Here is a 23,100-nt window from a genome sequence, read left to right on the forward strand (position 1 = left end):
AGCCTTGCCCAAGCCCCTTTTCTGACAGACTCTTTATTCAAAGGAACGGACGATGACCGTCTACTTCATTGGCGCAGGTCCAGGTGACCCGGAACTGATCACCGTCAAAGGCCAGCGGCTGATTCGCAGTTGCCCGGTGATCATCTATGCGGGCTCTTTGGTGCCCGCCGCCGTGCTCGAAGGCCATGGTGCCGAACAGGTGGTCAACAGCGCCGAATTGCACCTGGAGCAAATCATCGAACTGATCAAGACCGCCCATGCCAACGGCCAGGATGTGGCGCGGGTGCATTCCGGTGATCCGAGTCTTTACGGAGCGATTGGCGAGCAGATTCGCTGTCTGCGTGAACTCGGGATTGCGTTTGAAATCATCCCGGGGGTCACGGCGACTGCCGCGTGTGCGGCGCTTTTGGGGGCTGAACTGACCCTGCCCGACATTTCACAGAGTGTGATTCTGACCCGCTACGCCGACAAAACCGTGATGCCGGCCGGTGAAGAACTGGGGAGCCTGGCCCAGCACGGGGCGACCATGGCGATTCATTTGGGGGTCAATCATCTGGAGAAGATCCTGGCGGAGTTGCTACCACATTACGGCGCCGACTGCCCGATTGCGGTGATTCACCGGGCGACCTGGCCGGATCAGGATTGGGTGGTGGGGACGATTGCGGACATTGCCGCGAAGGTTGAAGCCAAGGGATTTCGCCGCACGGCGTTGATTCTGGTGGGTCGGGTGTTGGGCAGTGATCAATTCAGCGAGTCGTCGCTGTACCGCGCCGGACATGCACATCTCTACAGGCCATAGGGTCCTCCCACATTGGATCTGCGGCGGAAACAGATTGGGTATCCAATGATAGCCCCCTGTGGGAGCGAGCCTGCTCGCGATGGGGCCAGTGAATTTCACCCATAAAAAAACGGCACTCACGGGTGCCGTTTTTTCATTTCGCAGCGAACACCTTACTTAGTAGTAGGCGTTTTCTTTCTGCGTGTGGTCAGTCACATCGCGTACACCCTTGAGCTCGGGAATGCGCTCGAGCAAGGTGCGCTCGATGCCTTCGCGAAGGGTGACGTCTGCCTGGCCGCAGCCCTGGCAACCGCCGCCGAATTTCAATACGGCGATGCCGTCTTCGACCACATCGATCAAGCTGACCTGACCGCCGTGGCTGGCCAGCCCCGGATTGATCTCGGTTTGCAGGTAGTAGTTGATACGCTCGTTGACCGGGCTGTCAGCGTTGACCATCGGCACTTTGGCGTTGGGCGCCTTGATCGTCAGCTGGCCGCCCATGCGGTCGGTAGCGTAGTCGACGACCGCGTCGTCCAGGAAAGCTTCGCTGAACGAATCGATGTAAGCGGTGAAGCTTTTGAGCCCCAGCGCGGTGTCTTCAGGTTTCTCTTCGCCCGGCTTGCAGTACGCAATGCAGGTTTCGGCGTACTGGGTGCCAGGCTGGGTGATAAAGACGCGGATGCCGATGCCCGGGGTGTTCTGCTTGGAGAGCAGATCAGCCAGATAATCGTGTGCGGCGTCGGTGATGGTAATAGCGGTCATGGAAACTCCTCGCAGGCTTGGGCGCAGTTTACGCCAATCATCGCGCCGTACAAAGTCCTAGTATTTTTGTCGGGAAAGAGCCGGAACAGCGTTGCTTGCCGGTTCGCCGTCGATCCACTCTTTAAGCCACCGATAGCTGCATTTTTCTACATATTCGTAACTTGCCCAGGAAGCCACGCCGATGGTCACCACACAAACGGCGAACATCACGTAGGGATTTACCCCATAACGCTGGGCGACAAATCCGCCGACAGACAGCACCAGCACATGCATCAGGTAAACCGAATAGGAACAATCGCCAAGCACCTTGAACAGACGGGTGTTCTCGAAAAAGCGTTCCAGCGCCATGCACGCCATCACCAACACCGCACCGGGCACGCCCCAGGCCAGGAAGCGTGGCTGCGGTGCCAGGTTATAAATCGCCAGCAACGCGCCGCCAATCCCCAGCAAGGGCAGCCAGACACCGGGCTTGATCCAGCCGCGCCGGTAGATCATGCCGATGGCGATCCCCAGCAGAAACTCATAAACAATGTCCGAGCGGTAGAACTCGCTGATCCAGCCATAACCGGTCCACGCCTGGCACACCGCAAACAGCAACGCCGCGACGATCAGCAGCCGAACCTGCAAACGGAACAGCAACGCCCAGGCAAACAGCACGTAGAACAGCATTTCGTAATTCAGCGTCCAGCCGACATTGAGGGTCGGATAGATGCCGTAGCCACCGGGGTTTTGTGTGGGAATGAATAACAGCGACAGCAGGACATGTGACCAGTCGACCGTCTGATCCGGCAACAAAGGCTGTGCGAACACGACCACCAGCGCCATCAGCACCGTGTACAGCCAGTACGCCGGAACGATGCGAAACAGTCGATACAGGAGAAACCGTGCAGGTGGCAGCGATTTCCCTTCGGTGGACAGGAAGATCACCAGGCCACTGATGACGAAAAAGATATCAACGCCCACCGCGCCCTTGTCGATGAACATCTGACCCACGGGACCACGGGCCTTGAAGTCGAAGAATATCTGCATGAAATGGTGGCAGACCACCGTCCATGCCGCGACGGCGCGCAGTGCCTGTACTGAAATCAACATCGGCGCCCCTCCGATCGCACCTCACACATCACCGCAGATCCCTGTAGGAGCGAAGCTTGCTCGCGAAGGCGATCGACCGGCCAACAATGATGTTGAATGTACCGGCCTCTTCGCGAGCAAGCTTCGCTCCTACAGGGGAATGGCGGTGCCTATTGAGTCCGACACCGACCAGCAGTCAAAGGTCGATCAAAGATTCTCGTACCGGTTCATATCCAGCACGCCCTCTTCCACCGGCTCGGTTTCGTGGATGTAGCGACTCAGGTCATGGAAGTAGAACCAGAACTGCGGATGGCTGCGGCGAATGCCCCAGCGTTCGACGATTTTCTCGAAGCGGTGCGCGTCCTTGGCGTTTTCCATCGCATCGACGAACGCCGGCACCTGGTCGGCGGGTATGTTGAACATGAAGTTGGGGTAGCTGCTGAGCACGCCCGGGAAAATGGTCAAGGTGTCGAGCCCAGGCTGATAGCGCAGCGATTCACCGAGCAGGAAGGCCACATTGCTGTGGGCCCGATTGCGCAGCAGGCTGTAGACCTCGCGCTTGCCGCTCGCCGTCTCGATGCGCAGCACCGTCGCTTCCGGCAATTGATTGATGACATTCAAACCGGCCGCCGGACGTGACGTCAGGCGACTCAAGGCTTGCTCGGCACTCTGCAACGCAGGGTCGATGTTCGGTCGCGAACAGTAAGCGCCGTCGCAACGGTTGATCGGATCAGGCTTGGCATCGAGCTCGCCATAACGGGCCAGCAGTTGCATCGCAAAGTCGCGCTTGGGGTCCTTTTCATCCAGCTTCAGGGCCGTCGGCGTGTCATTGTCGATGGACTCGTAATCCAGCCACATTTTGAATTTGCCACCGCTTTGATACCAATCATCAAGGTAATCGTCCCGCGAATCGGCCGGCATCAGGCGCAGAAAATTCTGCTCGGCGCCGTTGCGGATCAGGTCGAAGTACAAGCGTGTCTGGGCCTGGTGAGACACGTTGCCGAACACGTCGAAGTTAACCACCAACTGATAATACGTGCGTTCCAGCAGCGGATAGTCAAACAGCCAGATGGTTTGCGGCACGTCGCCGATCAGGCCCTTGTTCACCGACGCGCTGTCGAAATGCCGGAAGATGCTCAGCAACGCGTTGTCGTTGCCTGCCCACAGGGTCGACCAGCTCGGCGCCGGCAGATCGGCGTAGTTGTCCCGGCGTAGCGCTTCGTACTCGTTGCGCTTGTCGCGGTAGTCATGCCACAGGCTCAGGACGCTGCCGACATCGTCGTTTTGTCCCGGCATCGCCAACAACGGCGTGGCCTGGCCGCGGTAGTTCGGGTCGGTGATGTAGAGGTCATGTTCCGGCGCCTGGAACAATGCCCAGAAGTTGTCACGAATCACGTCCGTGGCGATCTGGCCACGGCAGACCGGACCGCGAATGAAAGTACGGACGAAGTACTCGGCGTTATCGAGCATGAACTGATAACGCGCCTGAGCCGGGATCGCTTCAAACGTACTGAACGGATTGGCCCGGCGCTCCGGCCCGTATCCCGGCAAGGCATCGACCTGCCAGTTGCCGCTGTAAAAGAGTGTTTTGATCCGCGCCATCTTCGACGCGCTCAGCGGATAAGTGATGTGGGTCTTGTGCACGATCACGCCCTGCACCGGCCACAAACGGTAATAAATCCGAGTGCCCGGATCATCATTCGGCCGGCGCGTATCGATCAGGTCGATCGGCTGCCCCGTCGGGGTGCGTGAACGGACCCATTGGAAGAAATGCCCCGGCTCACCGTCCTTGAAGTAAATATGGGCGATATACCAATGCTCGAATAACCAGCGACCGACCAGACTTTCCCGGGCACCCGGGGCGTTGAGCAGGTTTTCCCACTGCACCACCTGCATGGCCTCTGTCGCGCTCGGGACCAGGCCTTGCTCATCGATGGGCGCACCCGAAGCCAGCCAGCGCTGGAGCGTCTGGTATTGCTGGTCGGTCAGGCCGGTGACGGCCAGCGGCATGCCTTCTTTCGGGTGGGTACTGGCGTAGCCGTCGAACTCCGCCGGCATGGCGCACATGTTTTCCCGGTTGAGGCCCAGGACGATGTCTTCCGGCAACCTGGCGTTGGGTTGCAACGGGGTTGTGTGGCCCAGCTCCAGCATTCGCGTCATCAACGCCGCCTGGCTGCCTTGGGCGTCAAGTACCGAATAGAAGCCTTTCTGCTGCCAGGCACGCTTGCCGAAAGCGTCATAAAACAACCGGGTTGGCGCCGCGGCCTGACTGCGTTCGCCGTCGTAGACCGGGGATTTGGTCCCGCCACGCGCCGCCCCTTCGCCGCTGCCCAGATTGAGCTGACAGGCGGAGTCGTAGCAGGCATGGCAGGCCACGCACTTTTCGGTGAAGATCGGTTGAATGTCACGTGTGTAGGAAATCGCCGGACCCTGCGCAGCGGCATCCCAGCTTATAAGCAGCATAAAGATGCTGGTGATGACGCGATACGACATGTCCCTGGTCCTGATCCTGAAAAAACGCCGCGATTCTACCGGTCTCGCCCCCTCACCAACATGAGCGATATTCATGCAAAACCGGAGCATGCTCTAAAAGCGCACAGGTTTGCTATTATCCCGGCCCTTCGTCATGGTCTTTTCGAGTAGTCCCAATGTCCGATCGCAGCGTTCGCCTTCAAGCTCTCAAGCACGCCCTCAAAGAGCGCATCCTGATTCTCGATGGCGGCATGGGCACGATGATCCAGAGCTACAAGCTCGAAGAGCAGGATTACCGGGGCAAACGCTTTGCTGACTGGCCAAGCGACGTCAAAGGTAACAACGACCTCTTGGTGTTGACGCGCCCGGACGTGATCGGGTCGATCGAGAAAGCCTACCTGGATGCCGGCGCCGATATTCTGGAGACCAACACGTTCAACGCCACCCAGGTTTCCCTGGCCGACTACGGCATGCAAGGCCTGGCATATGAGTTAAACGTAGAAGGCGCGCGCCTGGCACGCAAGGTGGCCGACGCAAAGACCCTGGAAACGCCGGACAAGCCGCGCTTCGTCGCTGGCGTGATCGGGCCGACCAGCCGCACCTGCTCGCTGTCACCAGACGTGAACAACCCCGGCTACCGCAACGTGACCTTCGATGAATTGGTGGAAAACTACACCGAGGCCACCAAAGGCCTGATCGAAGGCGGCGCCGACCTGATCCTGATCGAAACCATTTTCGACACGCTGAACGCCAAAGCCGCGATCTTCGCCGTGCAGGGTGTGTTTGAAGAGTTGGGTATCGAACTGCCGATCATGATTTCCGGCACCATTACCGACGCCTCCGGCCGAACCCTGTCCGGCCAGACCACCGAAGCGTTCTGGAACTCGGTCGCCCACGCCAAGCCGATCTCGGTCGGCCTGAACTGCGCCCTCGGTGCCAGCGAATTGCGCCCGTACCTGGAAGAACTGTCAAACAAGGCTGGCACCCACGTTTCGGCGCACCCGAACGCCGGCCTGCCGAACGAATTCGGCGAGTACGATGAGCTGCCAGCGGAAACCGCCAAGGTCATCGAAGAATTCGCCCAGAGCGGTTTCCTCAACATCGTCGGCGGCTGCTGCGGCACCACGCCAGGCCACATCGAAGCCATCGCCAAAGCCGTGGCCGGTTATGCACCACGTGTCATTCCGGAAATCCCGAAGGCTTGCCGCCTCTCGGGCCTGGAGCCGTTCACCATCGATCGCAGTTCGCTGTTCGTCAACGTCGGCGAGCGCACCAACATCACCGGCTCGGCGAAATTCGCCCGCCTGATCCGTGAAGACAACTACACCGAAGCGCTGGAAGTGGCCCTGCAACAGGTTGAAGCCGGTGCCCAGATCATCGACATCAACATGGATGAAGGGATGCTCGATTCGAAGAAGGCCATGGTGACCTTCCTCAATCTGATTGCCGGTGAACCGGACATCTCCCGTGTGCCAATCATGATCGACTCCTCGAAGTGGGAAGTGATCGAAGCCGGCCTCAAGTGCATTCAGGGCAAGGGCATCGTCAACTCGATCAGCATGAAAGAAGGCGTCGAGCAGTTCATTCACCACGCCAAACTGTGCAAGCGCTATGGCGCCGCCGTGGTCGTGATGGCGTTCGACGAAGCCGGCCAGGCCGACACCGAAGCGCGCAAGAAAGAGATCTGCAAACGCTCCTACGACATTCTGGTCAACGAAGTCGGTTTCCCGCCGGAAGACATCATTTTCGACCCGAACATCTTCGCCGTGGCCACCGGCATCGAAGAACACAACAACTACGCTGTGGACTTCATCAACGCCTGCGCCTACATCCGCGACGAACTGCCCTACGCGCTGACCTCGGGCGGCGTGTCCAACGTGTCGTTCTCGTTCCGCGGCAACAACCCGGTGCGCGAAGCGATTCACTCGGTGTTCCTGCTGTATGCGATCCGCAACGGCCTGACCATGGGTATCGTCAACGCCGGTCAGCTGGAGATCTACGACCAGATCCCGGCCGAACTGCGCGACGCGGTCGAAGACGTGGTGCTCAACCGCACGCCGAACGGCACTGACGCCCTCCTCGCCATCGCCGACAAATACAAGGGCGACGGCAGCGTCAAGGAAGCCGAGACCGAAGAGTGGCGCAACTGGGACGTCAACAAGCGTCTGGAGCATGCGCTGGTCAAGGGCATCACCACGCACATCGTGGAAGACACCGAAGAATCGCGCCAGTCGTTCGCCCGCCCGATCGAAGTGATCGAAGGCCCGCTGATGTCCGGCATGAACATCGTGGGCGACCTGTTCGGCGCCGGCAAAATGTTCCTGCCGCAGGTGGTGAAATCCGCCCGTGTGATGAAACAGGCCGTGGCCCACTTGATCCCGTTCATCGAACTGGAAAAAGGCGACAAGCCGGAAGCCAAGGGCAAGATCCTGATGGCCACGGTGAAAGGCGACGTGCACGACATCGGCAAGAACATCGTCGGTGTGGTGCTCGGCTGTAACGGCTACGACATCGTCGACCTCGGTGTGATGGTCCCGGCGGAGAAGATCCTGCAAGTGGCCAAGGAGCAGAAGTGCGACATCATCGGCCTGTCCGGTCTGATCACGCCTTCACTGGATGAAATGGTCCACGTGGCCCGCGAGATGCAGCGTCAGGATTTCCATCTGCCGCTGATGATCGGTGGCGCGACCACCTCCAAGGCGCACACGGCGGTCAAGATCGAACCGAAGTACAGCAACGATGCGGTGATCTACGTCACCGACGCCTCCCGCGCAGTGGGCGTGGCGACGCAGTTGCTGTCCAAGGAGTTGAAACCGGCGTTCGTCGAAAAGACTCGCCTGGAATACATCGACGTTCGCGAGCGCACCGCCAATCGCAGCGCCCGCACCGAACGCCTGAGCTACCCGGCCGCCATCGCCAAGAAGCCGCAGTTCGACTGGAGCACTTATGTGCCGGTCAAACCGACCTTTACCGGTTCCAGGGTGCTGGACAACATCGACCTCAAGGTTCTGGCCGAATACATCGACTGGACGCCGTTCTTTATCTCCTGGGACCTGGCCGGCAAGTTCCCGCGCATCCTCCAGGACGAAGTAGTGGGTGAAGCAGCAACCGCGTTGTATGCCGATGCCCAGGAAATGCTCGCCAAGCTGATCGACGAGAAACTCATCAGCGCCCGTGCGGTGTTCGGCTTCTGGCCGGCCAACCAGGTGCGTGAGGATGACATCGAAGTCTACGGCGATGACGGCAAGCCGATTGCCAAGCTGCATCACTTGCGCCAGCAGATCATCAAGACCGACGGCAAGCCGAACTTCTCCCTCGCCGACTTCGTCGCGCCGAAGGACAGCGAAATCACCGACTACGTGGGTGGATTCATCACCACGGCCGGGATCGGCGCCGAAGAAGTGGCCAAGGCTTATCAAGACGCCGGCGATGATTACAACTCGATCATGGTCAAGGCACTGGCCGACCGACTGGCCGAGGCGTGTGCCGAGTGGCTGCACCAGCAGGTGCGAAAAGAACACTGGGGTTACGCCAAGGACGAGACGCTCGACAACGAGGCGCTGATCAAAGAGCAATACACCGGCATCCGCCCTGCCCCGGGCTACCCGGCCTGCCCGGATCACACCGAGAAAAGCACCTTGTTTGCCTTGCTCGACCCCGAGGCCAGCGAAATGCAGGCTGGCCGCAGCGGCGTGTTCCTCACCGAGCACTACGCAATGTTCCCGGCGGCAGCGGTCAGCGGCTGGTACTTCGCTCATCCGCAGGCGCAATACTTTGCGGTGGGCAAGATCGACAAAGACCAGGTGCAGAGCTACACATCGCGCAAAGGGCAGGAACTGAGCGTGACCGAACGCTGGCTGGCGCCTAACCTCGGTTACGACAACTAACCCAGGCGCCTGGCCACAATATTGTGGCCAGATGAGCCCCCTGTGGGAGCGAGCCTGCTCGCGAAGGCGTTATAACGTTCAACGAAGATGTTGAATGCTATGGCCAATTCGCTAGCAGGCTAGCTCCCACAGTTGTTTTGGGTCGTTCACAAACGTGTGGAACAACCCGATCAAGTGTGGGAGCGAGCCTGCTCGCGAAGGCGATGTGACAGTCAACGAAGATGTTGAATGTTATGGCCAATTCGCCAGCAGGCTAGCTCCCACAGTTGTTTGGGGTCGTTCACAAACGTGTGGAACAACCCGATCAAGTGTGGGAGCGAGCCTGCTCGCGAAGGCGTTATAACGTTCAACGAAGATGTTGAATGTTATGGCCACTTCGCTAGCAGGCTAGCTCCCACAGTTGTTTTGGGTCGTTCACAAACGTGTGGATCAACCCGATCAAGTGTGGGAGTGAGCCTGCTCGCGATGGCGTTATAACGTTCAACGAAGATGTTGAATGTTATGGCCACTTCGCTAGCAGGCTAGCTCCCACAGTTGTTTTGGGTCGTTCACAAACGTGTGGATCAACCCGATCAAGTGTGGGAGCGAGCCTGCTCGCGAAGGCGTTATAACGTTCAACGAAGATGTTGAATGTTATGGCCAATTCGCTAGCAGGCTAGCTCCCACAGTTGTTTTGGGTCGTTCACAAACGTGTGGAACAACCCGATCAAGTGTGGGAGCGAGCCTGCTCGCGAAGGCGTTATAACATTCAACGAAGATGTTAAATGTTATGGCCACTTCGCCAGCAGGCTAGCTCCCACAGTTGTTTTGGGTCGTTCACAAACGTATGGATCACCCCGATCAAGTGTGGGAGCGAGCCTGCTCGCGAAGGCGTTATAACGTTCAACGAAGATGTTGAATGTTATGGCCACTTCGCTAGCAGGCTAGCTCCCACAGTTGTTTTGGGTCGTTCACAAACGTGTGCAACAACCCGATCAAGTGTGGGAGCGAGCCTGCTCGCGAAGGCGTTATAGCGTTCAACGAAGATGTTGAATGTTATGGCCCCTTCGCTAGCAGGCTAGCTCCCACAGTTGTTTTGGGTCGTTCACAAACGTGTGGATCAACCCGATCAAGTGTGGGAGCGAGCCTGCTCGCGAAGGCGTTATAACGTTCAACGAAGATGTTGAATGTTATGGCCAATTCGCTAGCAGGCTAGCTCCCACAGTTGTTTTGGGTCGTTCACAAACGTGTGGAACAACCCGATCAAGTGTGGGAGCGAGCCTGCTCGCGATAGCGATGTGACAGTCAACGAAAATGTTGAGTGTTACGACCCCTTCGCTAGCAAGCTCGCTCCCACATTTGCTTTGTGCATGCCGCGGATTGTCTATGCTTACTCTTCACACATTGATGACGAGGGATTTATGGACGATCCAGTCGACAACAAGCCACCGACCTTCTGGCAGATGCTGCAAAGCGTCATGGCGGCGGCGTTCGGTGTGCAGAGCGGGAAGAATCGGGCGCGGGACTTCACCCACGGCAAGCCGAGTCATTTCGTGATTCTGGGGATTCTGTTCACGGCCGTGTTCGCTTTGACGCTGTTCGGCATCGTGCAACTGGTGGTGCATCTGGCGGGGCGTTAGCGCATCAGGGTTTGCAAGCTGAACGGATAGCGATAGGAGGTCGGCCGGCCCTTGGCCGACAGACGACGGAAATTCACCCCGTAATCCGGTGATGCGCCCATGGCCAGCAACCGTTTGGCGTGGGCCTTGTCGATCAGTTGCAATACCGGAATCAACCGGTCGCGCCCGCCGTACTGGTCCAGATCCACGCCCATTTCCACGTCATGCAACTCCACCAGCGCCCAACCGCCCAATGTGAAGTGCCCGCCCACCAACACGCTCAGGCGACCGTCGATCATCGCCTGCAATGCAGCGGGCGACGTGTTCACCCCGCTGAACAAGGCATCTTTGCCGGGCACGCCACCCGTCTCCGAATAGGCTTGCATGGCGCCAAACGCCATTTCGTCATTGGCAGACCACACCAACGAGACATTCGGGTAACGCCGGAACAACAATTTGGCCTGCTCATAGGCCCTTCCCCGGCTCCAGCCACCGTAAACCACTTGGCGCAAGCGCACTTGCGGGTGCTCGGCCAAGGCGCGCAGCATGCCTTGTTCGCGCAGTTGCGACGACGGCGTGATCTTCAGGCCGGAGAACGCCAGTAATTCGATGACCTGGCCAGGCGCCACGGGTGGATGCTGGCGAATCAGCTCCTTGAGCATCAGGTAGCCGCCCTCCTCATCGTTCGGCACCAGGCTGCCCAATCGATCGGAACGCTCGCCCAGCAGGCTCAGCTGATTGGCGGTCAGCGAAGCGTTGACCGTAAACAGCTTCACCCCGCTGCCTTGAGCCAGGCGCAGAATCTGTGGAGCGACATACTGTTCGTTGACGAACACCAGATAGTCCGGACGATCGGGACCTTGCAGGGCCAGGCGGGCTTGCGCCACGGTGAGCTCGGGCATGCGTTGGGAATACAGAATTCGCAGATCAATGCGCAGATCCTTGGCGGCCGCCTGCATGAATTGCGAATAGCTGATCCAGAAGGCCTCATCCGTCTTGCCCGGATTGAGGAACAACACCGACTCTGCATGCGCGACAGGGCCCCAAGCCGCGCCAAGCATCAGCAGGAAGGTGTAGACAAACTTCAACATTAACGCCCGAGCCCCCGGAAATTTTCGCCGCGCATTATAGCCAGCGAAGTCCCGGCAAACGGCGTTTATTCCGGTTTTTGTCCGACAATCGTCGGAACCGGGCCCGGACGGGGTCGGTTATTGATGGCTGACCCAAAATACAGCGGTGCCCACGACCAGAATGATCAGGAACAGAATCGCCCAAGCATCGACCGTGCTATCAGGTTTTGTCGCTTTGGTAGGGTTGCTCATTGCATCGCCTCTTGTCGGTTTTATCGGTGATTGCATAAAGACTCGACCACAGTAAAGACGACGATTGCCCTCACGACAAATACGGGTTTATCAATAACGGATCTCGTTAGTCGTTTTGGTTCTTTACATATACTCAAACATCACTTTTGCGCATAACTGCAAACTGGTATCTTGCCCCGGCTCCGTAGGGAGTGCGCGGCCGTGCGCGCAGAATTGCCGAGGCAGCATCGGAGACCTCCAGGCGAAAAAACGCAACGGGATCCGACCGGCCCAAGCCTGAGAACAGGACTTATATGTACGTATATGACGAGTACGATCAGCGGATCATCGAGGACCGCGTCAAGCAGTTCCGTGATCAGACCCGACGCTATCTGGCAGGTGAGCTGAGCGAAGAAGAATTCCGCCCCCTGCGCCTGCAAAACGGGCTTTATATCCAACGCTTCGCGCCGATGTTGCGGGTGGCGGTGCCTTACGGCCAACTGACTTCGCGCCAGACGCGGATGATGGCCAAGATTGCCCGCGACTATGACAAGGGCTATGCCCACATCAGTACCCGGCAGAACGTCCAGTTCAACTGGCCGGCGCTGGAAGACATCCCGGACATTCTCGCTGAGCTGGCCACCGTGCAGATGCACGCGATCCAGACCAGCGGCAACTGCCTGCGTAACGTCACCACCGACCAGTTCGCCGGTGTCGCTGCCGATGAGCTGATTGACCCGCGCCCTTGGTGCGAGATCGTTCGCCAGTGGACCACGTTCCACCCGGAATTCGCCTACCTGCCGCGCAAGTTCAAGATCGCCATCAACGGTTCGACGTCTGACCGTGCGGCCATCGAAGTCCATGACATCGGGCTCGAGCCGGTGCACAACGCGGCCGGCGAACTCGGTTTCCGCGTGCTGGTGGGCGGTGGTCTCGGCCGTACACCGGTAGTGGGCGCGTTCATCAATGAATTCCTGCCGTGGCAAGACCTGTTGAGCTACCTCGACGCCATCCTGCGGGTCTACAACCGCTACGGCCGTCGTGACAACAAGTACAAGGCGCGGATCAAGATTCTGGTCAAGGCCCTGACGCCTGAAGTCTTCGCCCAGAAAGTCGACGCGGAAATGGAACACCTGCGCGGTGGCCAGACCACGTTGACCGAGGCCGAAGTGCATCGCGTCGCCAAACACTTCGTCGACCCGGACTACAAGGCCCTGGACAACCAGGCGGCCCAACTGGCCGAGCTCGACAAAGAACACCCGGGCTTCGCCCGCTGGCGCACCCGCAATACCCTGGCCCACAAAAAGCCGGGTTATGTCGCGGTGACCCTGTCCCTGAAGCCGACCGGCGTTGCGCCGGGCGACATCACCGACAAACAGCTCGACGCGGTGGCCGACCTGGCCGATCGCTACAGCTTCGGTCAACTGCGCACGTCCCACGAGCAGAACATCATCCTGGCCGACGTTGAACAGTCCCAACTGTTCGCGATGTGGGGCGAGTTGCGCGAGCAAGGTTTTGCCACGCCAAACATCGGCTTGCTGACCGACATCATCTGCTGCCCTGGCGGTGATTTCTGCTCGCTGGCCAACGCCAAGTCGATCCCGATCGCCGAGTCGATCCAGCGTCGTTTCGAAGACCTGGACTACCTGTTCGACATCGGCGAACTGGACCTGAACATCTCCGGCTGCATGAACGCCTGTGGTCACCACCACGTCGGCCACATCGGCATCCTCGGGGTGGACAAGAAAGGCGAAGAGTTCTACCAGGTCTCCCTCGGTGGCAGCGCGAGCCGCGACGCCAGCCTGGGCAAGATCCTCGGCCCGTCCTTCGCCCAGGAAGCCATGCCTGACGTGATCGAGAAACTGATCGACGTGTACATCGAACAACGTACCGAAGACGAGCGCTTCATCGACACCTATCAGCGTATTGGCATCGACCTCTTCAAGGAACGCGTCTATGCAGCGAATCATTAAGAACAACGAGGTCGTCGACGAAACCTGGCACTTGCTGCCCAAGGATTTCAACATCGACGAGATCAGCAACTGCGACGACCTGATCGTCCCGTTGCAGCTGTGGCGCGAACACAGTCGTATGCTCAAGGCCCGCGATGGCGGTCTTGGCGTGTGGCTGGATGCCGATGAAGAAGCCGAGGAAATCGGTGAAGACGTCGATCAGTTCCAAGTGATCGCCCTGAATTTCCCGGCCTTCACCGACGGGCGCAACTACTCCAACGCACGTCTTCTGCGTGACCGCTATGGCTTCAAAGGCGAATTGCGGGCAATCGGCGATGTGCTGCGCGACCAGCTCTTTTACATGCACCGCTGCGGGTTCGACGCCTTTGCCATTCGCGCCGATAAAGACCCGTATGAAGCCCTTGAAGGTCTCAAGGACTTCTCGGTGACCTATCAGGCCGCCACCGACGAACCGCTGCCGTTGTTCCGTCGCCGCTGATACCGGCAAAACCTTGAACCCCGCCCGGGGTTCAAGGCGCCCTCCTTCGCTTAGAAACCCGCACGCGCCTCCAGCGCCCGGAATGCCGCCATCGGGTGATCGAAGCGCCCGCTCCCGCGAATTATCCGCCCCCACATGTCCTCTGAAGCATCGGCCTCTTGCAACAATCGCCAGACTCGCGCCTGAAGTGACAGGTAACTGACCCGAAAATCGGCCGTGAGGCTCAGCCGGTCTATGACGGCTAAAAACCGCGTACCGGAGGGTTTACCTGCCAATCGCTGCCAAAGGGCTTGCCGGGACTGCTGCAACGCTTCGTCGCAGTCGCGCAACCACACCGTCGGCGTACCATAATCCGCGCCCGGAGCGCTCAGCCACAGATTGATGCCCGTCTGTTCACGATGACTGATCAACCGGTGCAGCGTGTCCTCGTCTGTCAACGGATTGCCCCATAGCAATACGCGGTCGTCCGCCACCGCCTGATTGATGATCGCGGGCGGAACCCGAGTAATATGGTTGTCGCGCAGGTCCAGCATCGTCAGATAAGGCTCATCCTTGACCCCGACAGGGCAGCGATTGATCGCCGTATTCCTCAGGTTGAGCTGGCGTAAATTGTTCATGCCCAGCACCACTGGCGGAACGCCCAACGGGTTGTCGCTCAGGTCCAGGGTTTGCAAGTGGGTCAGATCACTCAATTGTGAAGCGGCGCGCTCAGTGAATGCCAACTGTGTGGCTCGCAGATTGAGTGAGACCAGTTTCGGCAGCTGCCCGATAACGGGCGGCAAGGCGCGCCCTGCGTCACCGCCTACGAAGAAAGGACGCAAATCGAAGCCTTCCAGATTCAACACTTCAAGGTTCGGAAAGCCCTCCAGGAACCCGTTCAGACTCTCGTGCTCGGTCAGGTGAAAACCATGCATCGACAATTCGATCACATCGTTGAGCCTGGCATTCAGCGTGGGTAATCGGTGAAAGTCCTCGAAGGTCAGGTCCAGCCTGACACCACGCAGTTGCCCGTCGACATAGACACGATCTTGCAGCGGCCCGCGTTTTTGCCAAATGGCGACAAGCTCCACGGCAAGCTCAGTCCTGACCCCGCGCTCCTGTTGCAGGGCGGTGTGCAGGACGTGCGCATTGTGCACGGCGATTTGCGCAGGGTTCATCCCCTCCGCCTCCTCATCGCCCATGGCCACGAAGGGAACGTCCATATCGGCAATGTCTTGTACCGCTTGATCGACCCATTCGGTCAAATCGACATTGAGCTGTTGCAGTTGCAGAGCCAGCAGGTCGATATACGCCTGCACCCTGCCCTCTGCCAGCAGCAACACCTGATCAATGCTCGCGTCGCTGATGTCCGGATAAATATCCTTGAACTGCAACTTGATCGCTTGCAACTTCAGGGCGTCACCCTGAGGGGTTGTCGGGTAACCGCCGCCGCGCAGTCCCTGCCGTTCAAAGGTCAGCCCCGTGTCCAGCCTTTGCAGGCCGAGCAGGGTATCGGCACGGGACAATGCCCGATCGCCGAGGTTGAGCCGCAACGCCTTGGCCGGGTCTGGTGACGTGAGGTGCAACGCCGAGCGTTCCTCGTCCGTCAGCACGCCGAGGACCGCGTCATAGACATCCGTTTGCCGGCCTTGGCGCAGGTAACGGTTTCCCACCTTGATGATGTTTCGGCAGTGAGGGCTGTCAAGGGGGCCGCAACGATCAAGCACCCGGCCAGAGGACGCACCGTCGAGGACCTCGATGCGCAGGTCTTTCGGCCAGCCGGGCAGATTGTTCAGCGAGTGCAATGCCAGCGTGTCCGTCTCGGCATTCGCGACCGAGCGCAGGTAAAAGCCTTCATAGACCCGGTCGAGACGGACATGCTGTTGGTATTGCCGGGCTTTGCCGTCCAGTCGCGCGAATACCTGCCTGGCCTCGTTCGCATCTGGCAACGACGTGATGTCGATGCCATAGCGGTCGAGCATCTGCTCGATGGCGATTGTCGGCAGGTCGGGGTACTCGCGCTGAAATAGCCGGACCCATTCATGCTCCGACTTTTGCAGCGCTTCGTAGCGTTGGTTGAAAAGCACAGTGTCTGCTTCCAGACCGAGATCCTGATCGATCTTGAAGCGGCTGATGGTATCCGCCAATAAAGGGGTCGGTAGACGGCCCGTCTGCATCAACCGCAGCATGTCATCGTCGACCGCGCTGACCTTAGCGATCTGCGCCAGGACCTCATCGCTGAAGGAGGCCACCGAGGGGCCGATTCCACGGATCAATTCGATGCGAGGGTTCAAGGGCGTCGGCGCAACGGCCGGTTCCGACGCAGGACGGGCGCCCGGCTCTGCCGGATCGACGCTGGGCTCGCGGACGCGCTCCGCCATGCTATCGACCTCCGCAGCGCTCCCCTTGAGCGCTGACTCGGCACCCAGCATCGGCAACGCATTCAGCAAGCCAAACACCGTGCGTGTCCGGCCCTCCGAGCGTTGGCCCGGCGTTTTTCCATTGACCGCCTGATTCAGGCCATACCCGGCGTCAATGAGTCCGGCCAATGCCAGCACCCCCTCGCCTCCTGGGACAAACAAGGCGAGCGGACCAAACCGGTTGACCCATTGCACAACGGGTTCGACGACGGCGCTCAACTGATCCCGGTTGACCTGCGCATCGTCACGGATGGCCTGAAGCTCTGCCCGTGCGGCCTGTTTCATTGTCATTAGCAGGCGGGCAAAAGGGTCGGTCGCCGCCGCCGGATCATCGAAGCCGATGTAATCGTTCGGGTCCCAATAGCCGTCGTTGTTGAAGAAACCGGCGTTGTTGCCCAGCCAATGTTTAGCCGGATAAATCGCCATGCCATCCAGCGCTGTCAGAACGCCGGCGTGAAACGTTCCATCTTCGCGATCGTCCTCGGCAAAGTGACGGGCCAAGGCCTGCCTGGTCGCGTCGAGCTTGCCCTGCGTGGCAACCCACTGGCGCAACTGCGCGGTATTGGCGAATTCATGCAGCGGGGAAGAATTGCCAGGGATGTACACCAGCACACGGGCACTGACGGTGTCACGGAAGGCCCAGATATCGGTCGCGGTGTAGCGGTACAGTTTCAGAAGGCCGAACTTGACGGTTGAAGGCACGCGAGTCGGTGCTTGCAGCTGCTCAAGGGTCAGCGTTTGCCAGGACTGATCGGCGGACAGACCTGCCGCCCGCATCGCCAGCGCCAGACCTTCTTGCGTCAGGCGTTGTTCATGTCGCTGCAACCAGGCCGCCATGACGAACGCCGCCTTGACCGACGTTCTCAATGCGGACGGTCTGGCCGCCACCTGCACAGCGTCGGCTGGCCATGCCTGATCGAGATACGCTTGGTACAGGTCCTTGAGCTCCAGCTCCCAGACCCATTTCTTGAAATCGGCGGGCCTGAGATTGAGCTGAGTCAGCGGCCCATACACCTGCGGGGTGGTCTGCCGGTAGATGCCTTCATAGGTCTGGTGATTGCCGCTGCCGTGATCGGCGAATTCGTCGACGTGCTCGACAATCCGAATCGTCGGTCCCACGTCCGGCGGCGTGTACAGGCCGAACGCTGTCTCGGCAAAACGCCCGTCACCCACCGTCTGGTCGTTGGACAGCAGCGCGTGCAGCAGCGACCGGGAACTTGCCACTCGTCCCTGCTCGAAACCGTTCTCGGCAGGATGTCCCTTGTAATGGTAATCGAGCGTGACCAGCAAGGCCGTCTGCGGGTCGATGCCCGCGCCCCACTTTTGCTTGATCAGGCATTCGCCGAACTGCCCTGGGGATTGTGGCAAGGCGAGATCGATAACGGCTTTCAATTCATCACGCCATTTCGGCGCCGCCGACGGTGTCGGGCTATCAGCAGACTCGTGAGCGATGTCGTTCATTGAGCGGCCCCCGAATGGCTGGGCCCCGGGACTGGCGGCGCAGGATGGCGCATCAGCGCCGCACCGGTGAGCTGCCTGATCAATGCCCGACGTTCATTTTTGAAGTTATCGAAAATGGCGTTCAGGCGTTCGGTGGCCACTGGACGGGTGAGTTCAGCCTGCCTCTCCACCTGGGCAAAATCTCGTGCCGAGCGGTCGGCGATTGCCAGGAAACGATCTGGATTTGACACCTCCAGATACTCCACCCAAAACCGTTGGATGATCATCCATTCCAGCAACGCGCTGGTGCGTTCGGTGGTCAGGACTTTCTGATAAGCCCGTTCCAGCGCCGCCGGCGCCACTTCGACATCCAACGCCGATGTCACCATTCTGGGCTGAGCCGGCAAGCTCAGGCGTTCGGCCAGCCCCACGCGATACGCCAGACTGATTTCCAGAGCTTGTTCGTAGCTTCCGGACTGTGGACCGGTGCGCGCATTGATATCCGCCAGCGCAAACCCCTCGACCTCATGCAGCCTGAACAACCCCCTGAGCAGGGTGATCAGTTGCTGCTCCACCGAAGCAGGCCCGGTGAGGGCTGCGGCCATGGCCCGATAAAACAACACCTGCACTTCCATCTCACTGAAGAGTGCGGAGTAGCCATCAGCGCTGAACCTTCCGACCCGGGCCAGACGAAACAGCCTGCGTCGCAAGCCATCATCTTCCGTCGCAGCCTCCACGACACTCCACACCCGCTGGCTGAAGTGGCTGAACAGTCGTTTGTAATCGGCCGTCTCGGACAGTTGCGCAAGCACAGTGAAAAAGCTCCTGGATTCCGGATAGGCGCGCAATGAATCCCACAACCCGCGCTTGCGCCGGGTTTCGGTAGAGCCAAGCCCGGTCAGCCACGCGGAACTGTGAGCCTCGGTCGGCGAGTAAGCGCCTGGGCGACGGTAGTCCGAAGCAATGATCCCCAGGCTTACACCGGTCTTCTGCTGATGCACAACGACCTTTTTCAACGTGTCGGCGGACAGAGGATTGCCATACAGGTTGGTGCCTTTGTTCGGGACCGCATGCCCCTTGAAGACATCCTCAGGCAGGATTTCGATCTGATTGTCTCGTAAATCCAGCTCACTCAGCCTGGGCAAACCGGAGGCGCCCAAAGGCCAGTTTTTTATCCCGGTGCCTTGCAGGTTCAGGTGTTCCAGGTGCTGCAACTTGCTGACATCGGGAGCCCTCACAAGGTTTGGGTTAAACGCCAGGTTCACTGATTGCAGGCTGGTCATATCGGCCAATTGAGTCACCGACTCAGAGGTCAGTTGAATGAGGTTGTCGCTCAGATCCAGATGAACCAACCCGGACATTGAGCTCAACGCCAGCGGCAGCCTCGTCAGTTGATTGCCTCTCAATGACAAGCTTCGAAGAGTGCGGAAGTTTCTCAGGAAGGCGTTCAGCCCGGCGCTGGCGCCCACGCCGTCCAGCACCAACCTCTCGACGTGGCTGAAGTCCCCGACGATAACCGGCAATTCGCCCAGAGGCTGGGCGTCAAAGCTGAGTGTGGAGCGTAGGTTAGCGCCCGCTTCACTCGCCTCGGGCTCGTTGCGCCAGCAGCGAATGATCGCCTGAGCGATGCGATATTTGCTGAGACGACTGACCTCCTGCCTTGAGCCATCGGGCCGCAGATACCAGGTTTGCCGACTGACCCAGTGACTCAGTACCTGCCTGATGGTCTGAAATTGCAGCCTCAACGCTTCCAGCTTCTTCAAGACGACCGTCACGTTCTGCCCCAGATCATTTACCAACGCGTGAATGCGAACCGGGGAATGCATCGGATACAGTTCCAGCGCCCTGCGGACCAGGACGTCTTGGGTGGTTTTGATGAGCACGGGCCTCGGTATAACGGGAGAAGACGACGTCGCGTGCCTGTCTGCCAGCCGCATGGGGGAGGTGTAGCCCGCTCGCGGGGGGCGTGCATCGATCAGTTGCGCGATGGCGGTTCGCCGTGTCAGGGCGAGCTGCGTTATTTTCTCTCGCAACGCTGCCCCGCCGTCGCTCAGGTTAACGCCCAGTGCTGTTTTGAGCGGCGTCGAGAGGCCATGCCAGAGGGCCTTGAAATACTGTTCGCGCGTGCGTCCCGAGAATGCGGTGGCGGGAGCAATGTCGTCGATCGACACGCTGTATCGATCAGGCTGGACGTCGATCTGCAGCTTCTGCGCAGCGTCCGCCGATCCAATGCTGGTCGACTCGCTTTGCACACCTGACGAAGCCTGTAACTGAACCCTGGTATTACCCGTCCATCCCGGCAGTTGCTCAAGGGTGTTGAGCACCAGGCGGTCGGTGGCCAGCCCACCCACGGCATTAAGGTACAACCCTTCGTAAGCGCGACTGACCTGCACCCGTTGCAAATAACGACGGGCTTCCTCCGCCAGACGCAAGGGTACGTTGCCCTCCTCCAGGCTGCTCAACTCCGCAGCATCGGCATGCCGCACCAGTTCTTCGGCAATCGCCGAGGGCAACTGGGCCATCTTGTCGATCAACACCGTGACCCGGGCATCAGCCGGTACTTCAGTACGTTTGTAAATCCGCTCGAACAGCGCGAGTTTGCTGCTTTCGGCTTGATCGGCAATGAGCTTTGTCAGGGCCTTTGCGCGCGCGCTTGCGTCCTGGGTAGTGGAGCCCAGAAGGCTTTGGCGTTGGGCGCTGTCCATGGCTGTCAGCAGCGAGGTGTGTAATTGGCCCTTATGCAAAGCATCCTGATTGAGGCTGACGGTTTTCCCCGGTAACGCCGTGGCCGCGCCATAGAACCCCGTTTGCCTGCCTGCGGCATTGACGACTTTGATGGCCGAGTTGTCTGGCCAATGACGGGACGTCGTCAGCAGGTGCAATTGCAGGTCCGGGTCTGCCAAGACTGCCGACGACGGGGTTTTCAACTGCTCGATAAAGTCGGTGACCGCAGCATCCGCCCGAAACCGCTGCACTGTATCGACCAGCAGTGCCGGTGGGCGGCTGCGGTCGACGTGTGCCTGGCGCAAGACCGTGTCCTCGATCCCGCAGACGGCAAGGATGTGCGTCGCCGTGGTATCGGGCACCTTGTCGCGGGTGTAACCGAAACGGCGAAACAATTTAAGCCGATCCCATTCTTGCGGCAGCTCAGAGTCATGGCGCCACGCCCCGACATCGTTGGTTTCAAGCTCGGGTGAATAGGTGCCGCCGCTCCCCACCGGGGCAATCACCTCCCACAGGTCCGTCGCCGTTTTTGGCCGCACGGCATACAGATGTGTATCGATTGGAAGGTACGCCTGGCCGTCCATCCAGTGCAGTCCTCTCGCATCCGCTGCGAGTGCCGGGGGTAACCGTCGGCTCTGTTGATACACCGTGAGATCGGGATTCCACAGACGGCCCCGAGCGTCCACACCCGGGACCTTTCTCAGGCGCTCGATGAAGACGGATGTCCTGATGTTTTTAAACGCGGTACCAACAGCCGCCGAACCGGCGGCAAACGCGGCCATCAGGATCAGGTTTTCGATGGTATCGAACAGATAATCCGTGGCTTGCTCCTGCTCGCCCCTGGACCAACTGGCCACGCTTTCATACACCTCCGACAGCAACTGCATCACCGTCACAGCCAAGAGGATGTGGCCAACAAACGGCACAAACGATGCTCCGAACAACAGGACATTAAGGCTGATGGCCTTGTACGTCTCCAGCCTGTCCAGTCGGGATTTTTCGTCTTCATCGTCCGTGGGCACCACCAGAAGCCGGGCATCGGCGATGACCTGGTTCGCATACTGACGAAAAATTTCCTCGAACATGTCGCCTTGTATGTCCACACCCGACAGCGACACGTAGACACTGGTTGCGGGAAGCGGCGAGGAAACGGGGACGGACAAGCGTTTTTCAAGGGCTTGCAGAAACGCGGACCGTTCACCCAGCTTGATGTAGCGCATGAAGAATTTCTGGAACGCGGAGGTTCTCAGACGCTTACTCAATTCCACCTCGAAATCCGTGAAGGACGCGTATTCCTTCAACGGGTGCAGCGGGTCATCCGGCAGGTAGACCACGCAGCGGTAATCGTCATCGTCATGCTCCTCGACCGGCCCGATAAACATCGCGCCATTGACCGTGACATCAAACATTTCCAACGCCTGGTAACCCAGCGTGTGGTTGCCAAGTTTGACGGGGCGCTGTTCCTCGACTGACTTCAATGCCTGGTGCATTTCGACACTGATGGCTTTTTTCATCAGCGCGACATGCCGCTGTACTTCAAAGCTGTTCTTGGCGTGCGCAACATACTTGTTAGATAAGTGGTTGATACCTGACGCTGGCTCAAACAGTGATTTGACATGCGCCTGGTATTGTTTTCCAAGATCAAGTTTGCGGCACAACGCGGCGAACTCATGCGGCTCTATCGATAAGACTTTATTGACTGTGCCGGTGATGGTTTGCGGGATATAAATTAACGATGTATCGCTATAGTTTCCGGACAGTGTTTCGCTGAGTTCAAAATTTTCACAGGCGGCCGACAGCAGATCCCGATCAATCGGCAGCACCAGTTTCTTGCGAAGTCCCAGCAGGCTGGACGTTGATCGCACGTGCTGGAAAATGACGCCCTGCGTATCCAGTGGCGTACCCAGCTTGTCCGACATGGCTTGAGCCAGTAAGGGGCGACAGACGGTTTCAGGCGATTTGAAGCCTTTCAGGAGGTCGGCAAGTTCACCTCTTGAACGATGGCTGGCGGTCAGGCTTTCATAAAGTTCACTTCGCCGTTGACTTGAGGCAGTCAACAACCAGGCAGGAGCATTACTTTTAATCAGATCAAAAAAGACACCCTGTTGATCTGGCGTCAACACAGGCGTGTTTGAGTTTGTGGGCGGAGAAGACATTGTGATCACTCGAAACTGACTAGGATCGCTAGCCTATCGAGCCACTTTTTTAAAAAGCGCT

The 23,100-nt window shown here is 59.0% G+C and carries 11 protein-coding genes; 5 read left to right on the top strand and 6 right to left on the bottom strand.

Annotated elements, in window-relative coordinates:
- Positions 1-52: 52 nt before the first annotated feature.
- Positions 53-799, top strand: coding sequence for a precorrin-4 C(11)-methyltransferase (gene cobM / locus RHP74_RS17250; RefSeq protein ID WP_077747683.1), 747 nt, complete (start codon positions 53-55; stop codon positions 797-799).
- 156 nt (positions 800-955) lie between these two features.
- Here cobM and nfuA read toward each other — a convergent pair whose 3' ends face one another.
- The 3 genes from nfuA to RHP74_RS17265 form a co-directional block, all read right to left on the bottom strand.
- The gene (nfuA, locus tag RHP74_RS17255; RefSeq protein ID WP_007898222.1) at positions 956-1,540 is read right to left on the bottom strand and encodes a Fe-S biogenesis protein NfuA; all 585 of its coding nucleotides are present in this window, start codon (positions 1,538-1,540) and stop codon (positions 956-958) included.
- A gap of 57 nt (positions 1,541-1,597) precedes the next feature.
- Positions 1,598-2,632: an acyltransferase gene (locus RHP74_RS17260; RefSeq protein WP_311095934.1), complete on the bottom strand. Its 1,035-nt coding sequence runs from the start codon at positions 2,630-2,632 to the stop codon at positions 1,598-1,600.
- 186 nt (positions 2,633-2,818) lie between these two features.
- Positions 2,819-5,104, bottom strand: coding sequence for a fatty acid cis/trans isomerase (locus RHP74_RS17265; RefSeq protein WP_311095935.1), 2,286 nt, complete (start codon positions 5,102-5,104; stop codon positions 2,819-2,821).
- A 155-nt stretch (positions 5,105-5,259) separates the two neighbouring features.
- On the opposite strand from RHP74_RS17265, the gene metH reads away from it, so the two are divergent.
- Both metH and RHP74_RS17275 read left to right on the top strand, forming a co-directional pair.
- The gene (gene metH, locus RHP74_RS17270) at positions 5,260-8,970 is read left to right on the top strand and encodes a methionine synthase (protein WP_083376574.1); all 3,711 of its coding nucleotides are present in this window, start codon (positions 5,260-5,262) and stop codon (positions 8,968-8,970) included.
- 1,400 nt (positions 8,971-10,370) lie between these two features.
- Positions 10,371-10,589 carry a DUF2970 domain-containing protein gene (locus RHP74_RS17275; protein ID WP_010460924.1) on the top strand — a complete coding sequence of 73 codons (219 nt, stop codon included), beginning with the start codon at positions 10,371-10,373 and terminating at the stop codon, positions 10,587-10,589.
- Here RHP74_RS17275 and RHP74_RS17280 read toward each other — a convergent pair.
- Positions 10,586-11,659 carry an ABC transporter substrate-binding protein gene (locus RHP74_RS17280; RefSeq protein WP_145310436.1) on the bottom strand — a complete coding sequence of 358 codons (1,074 nt, stop codon included), beginning with the start codon at positions 11,657-11,659 and terminating at the stop codon, positions 10,586-10,588. The two genes, RHP74_RS17275 and RHP74_RS17280, sit on opposite strands and share 4 nt — an antisense overlap.
- A 524-nt stretch (positions 11,660-12,183) precedes the next feature.
- On the opposite strand from RHP74_RS17280, the gene RHP74_RS17285 reads away from it, so the two are divergent.
- The gene (locus RHP74_RS17285) at positions 12,184-13,842 is read left to right on the top strand and encodes a nitrite/sulfite reductase (RefSeq protein ID WP_145310434.1); all 1,659 of its coding nucleotides are present in this window, start codon (positions 12,184-12,186) and stop codon (positions 13,840-13,842) included.
- Positions 13,826-14,320: a DUF934 domain-containing protein gene (locus RHP74_RS17290; protein ID WP_010460931.1), complete on the top strand. Its 495-nt coding sequence runs from the start codon at positions 13,826-13,828 to the stop codon at positions 14,318-14,320. The genes RHP74_RS17285 and RHP74_RS17290 overlap by 17 nt, the downstream gene beginning before the upstream one ends.
- Positions 14,321-14,370: 50 nt before the next feature.
- Here the strand turns inward: RHP74_RS17290 and RHP74_RS17295 are convergent, their stop codons facing one another.
- Together RHP74_RS17295 and RHP74_RS17300 are read right to left on the bottom strand one after the other, a co-directional pair.
- Complete coding sequence (locus tag RHP74_RS17295) at positions 14,371-18,180, bottom strand: dermonecrotic toxin domain-containing protein (RefSeq protein WP_311095936.1); 3,810 nt, start codon at positions 18,178-18,180, stop codon at positions 14,371-14,373.
- The gene (locus RHP74_RS17300) at positions 18,177-23,039 is read right to left on the bottom strand and encodes an NEL-type E3 ubiquitin ligase domain-containing protein (RefSeq protein ID WP_311095937.1); all 4,863 of its coding nucleotides are present in this window, start codon (positions 23,037-23,039) and stop codon (positions 18,177-18,179) included. Before RHP74_RS17300 ends, RHP74_RS17295 begins: the two co-directional genes overlap by 4 nt.
- Between the last annotated feature and the right edge of the window lie 61 nt (positions 23,040-23,100).

The sequence above is a fragment of the Pseudomonas sp. SG20052 genome, from assembly GCF_031766055.1.
GTDB lineage: Bacteria > Pseudomonadota > Gammaproteobacteria > Pseudomonadales > Pseudomonadaceae > Aquipseudomonas > Aquipseudomonas mandelii.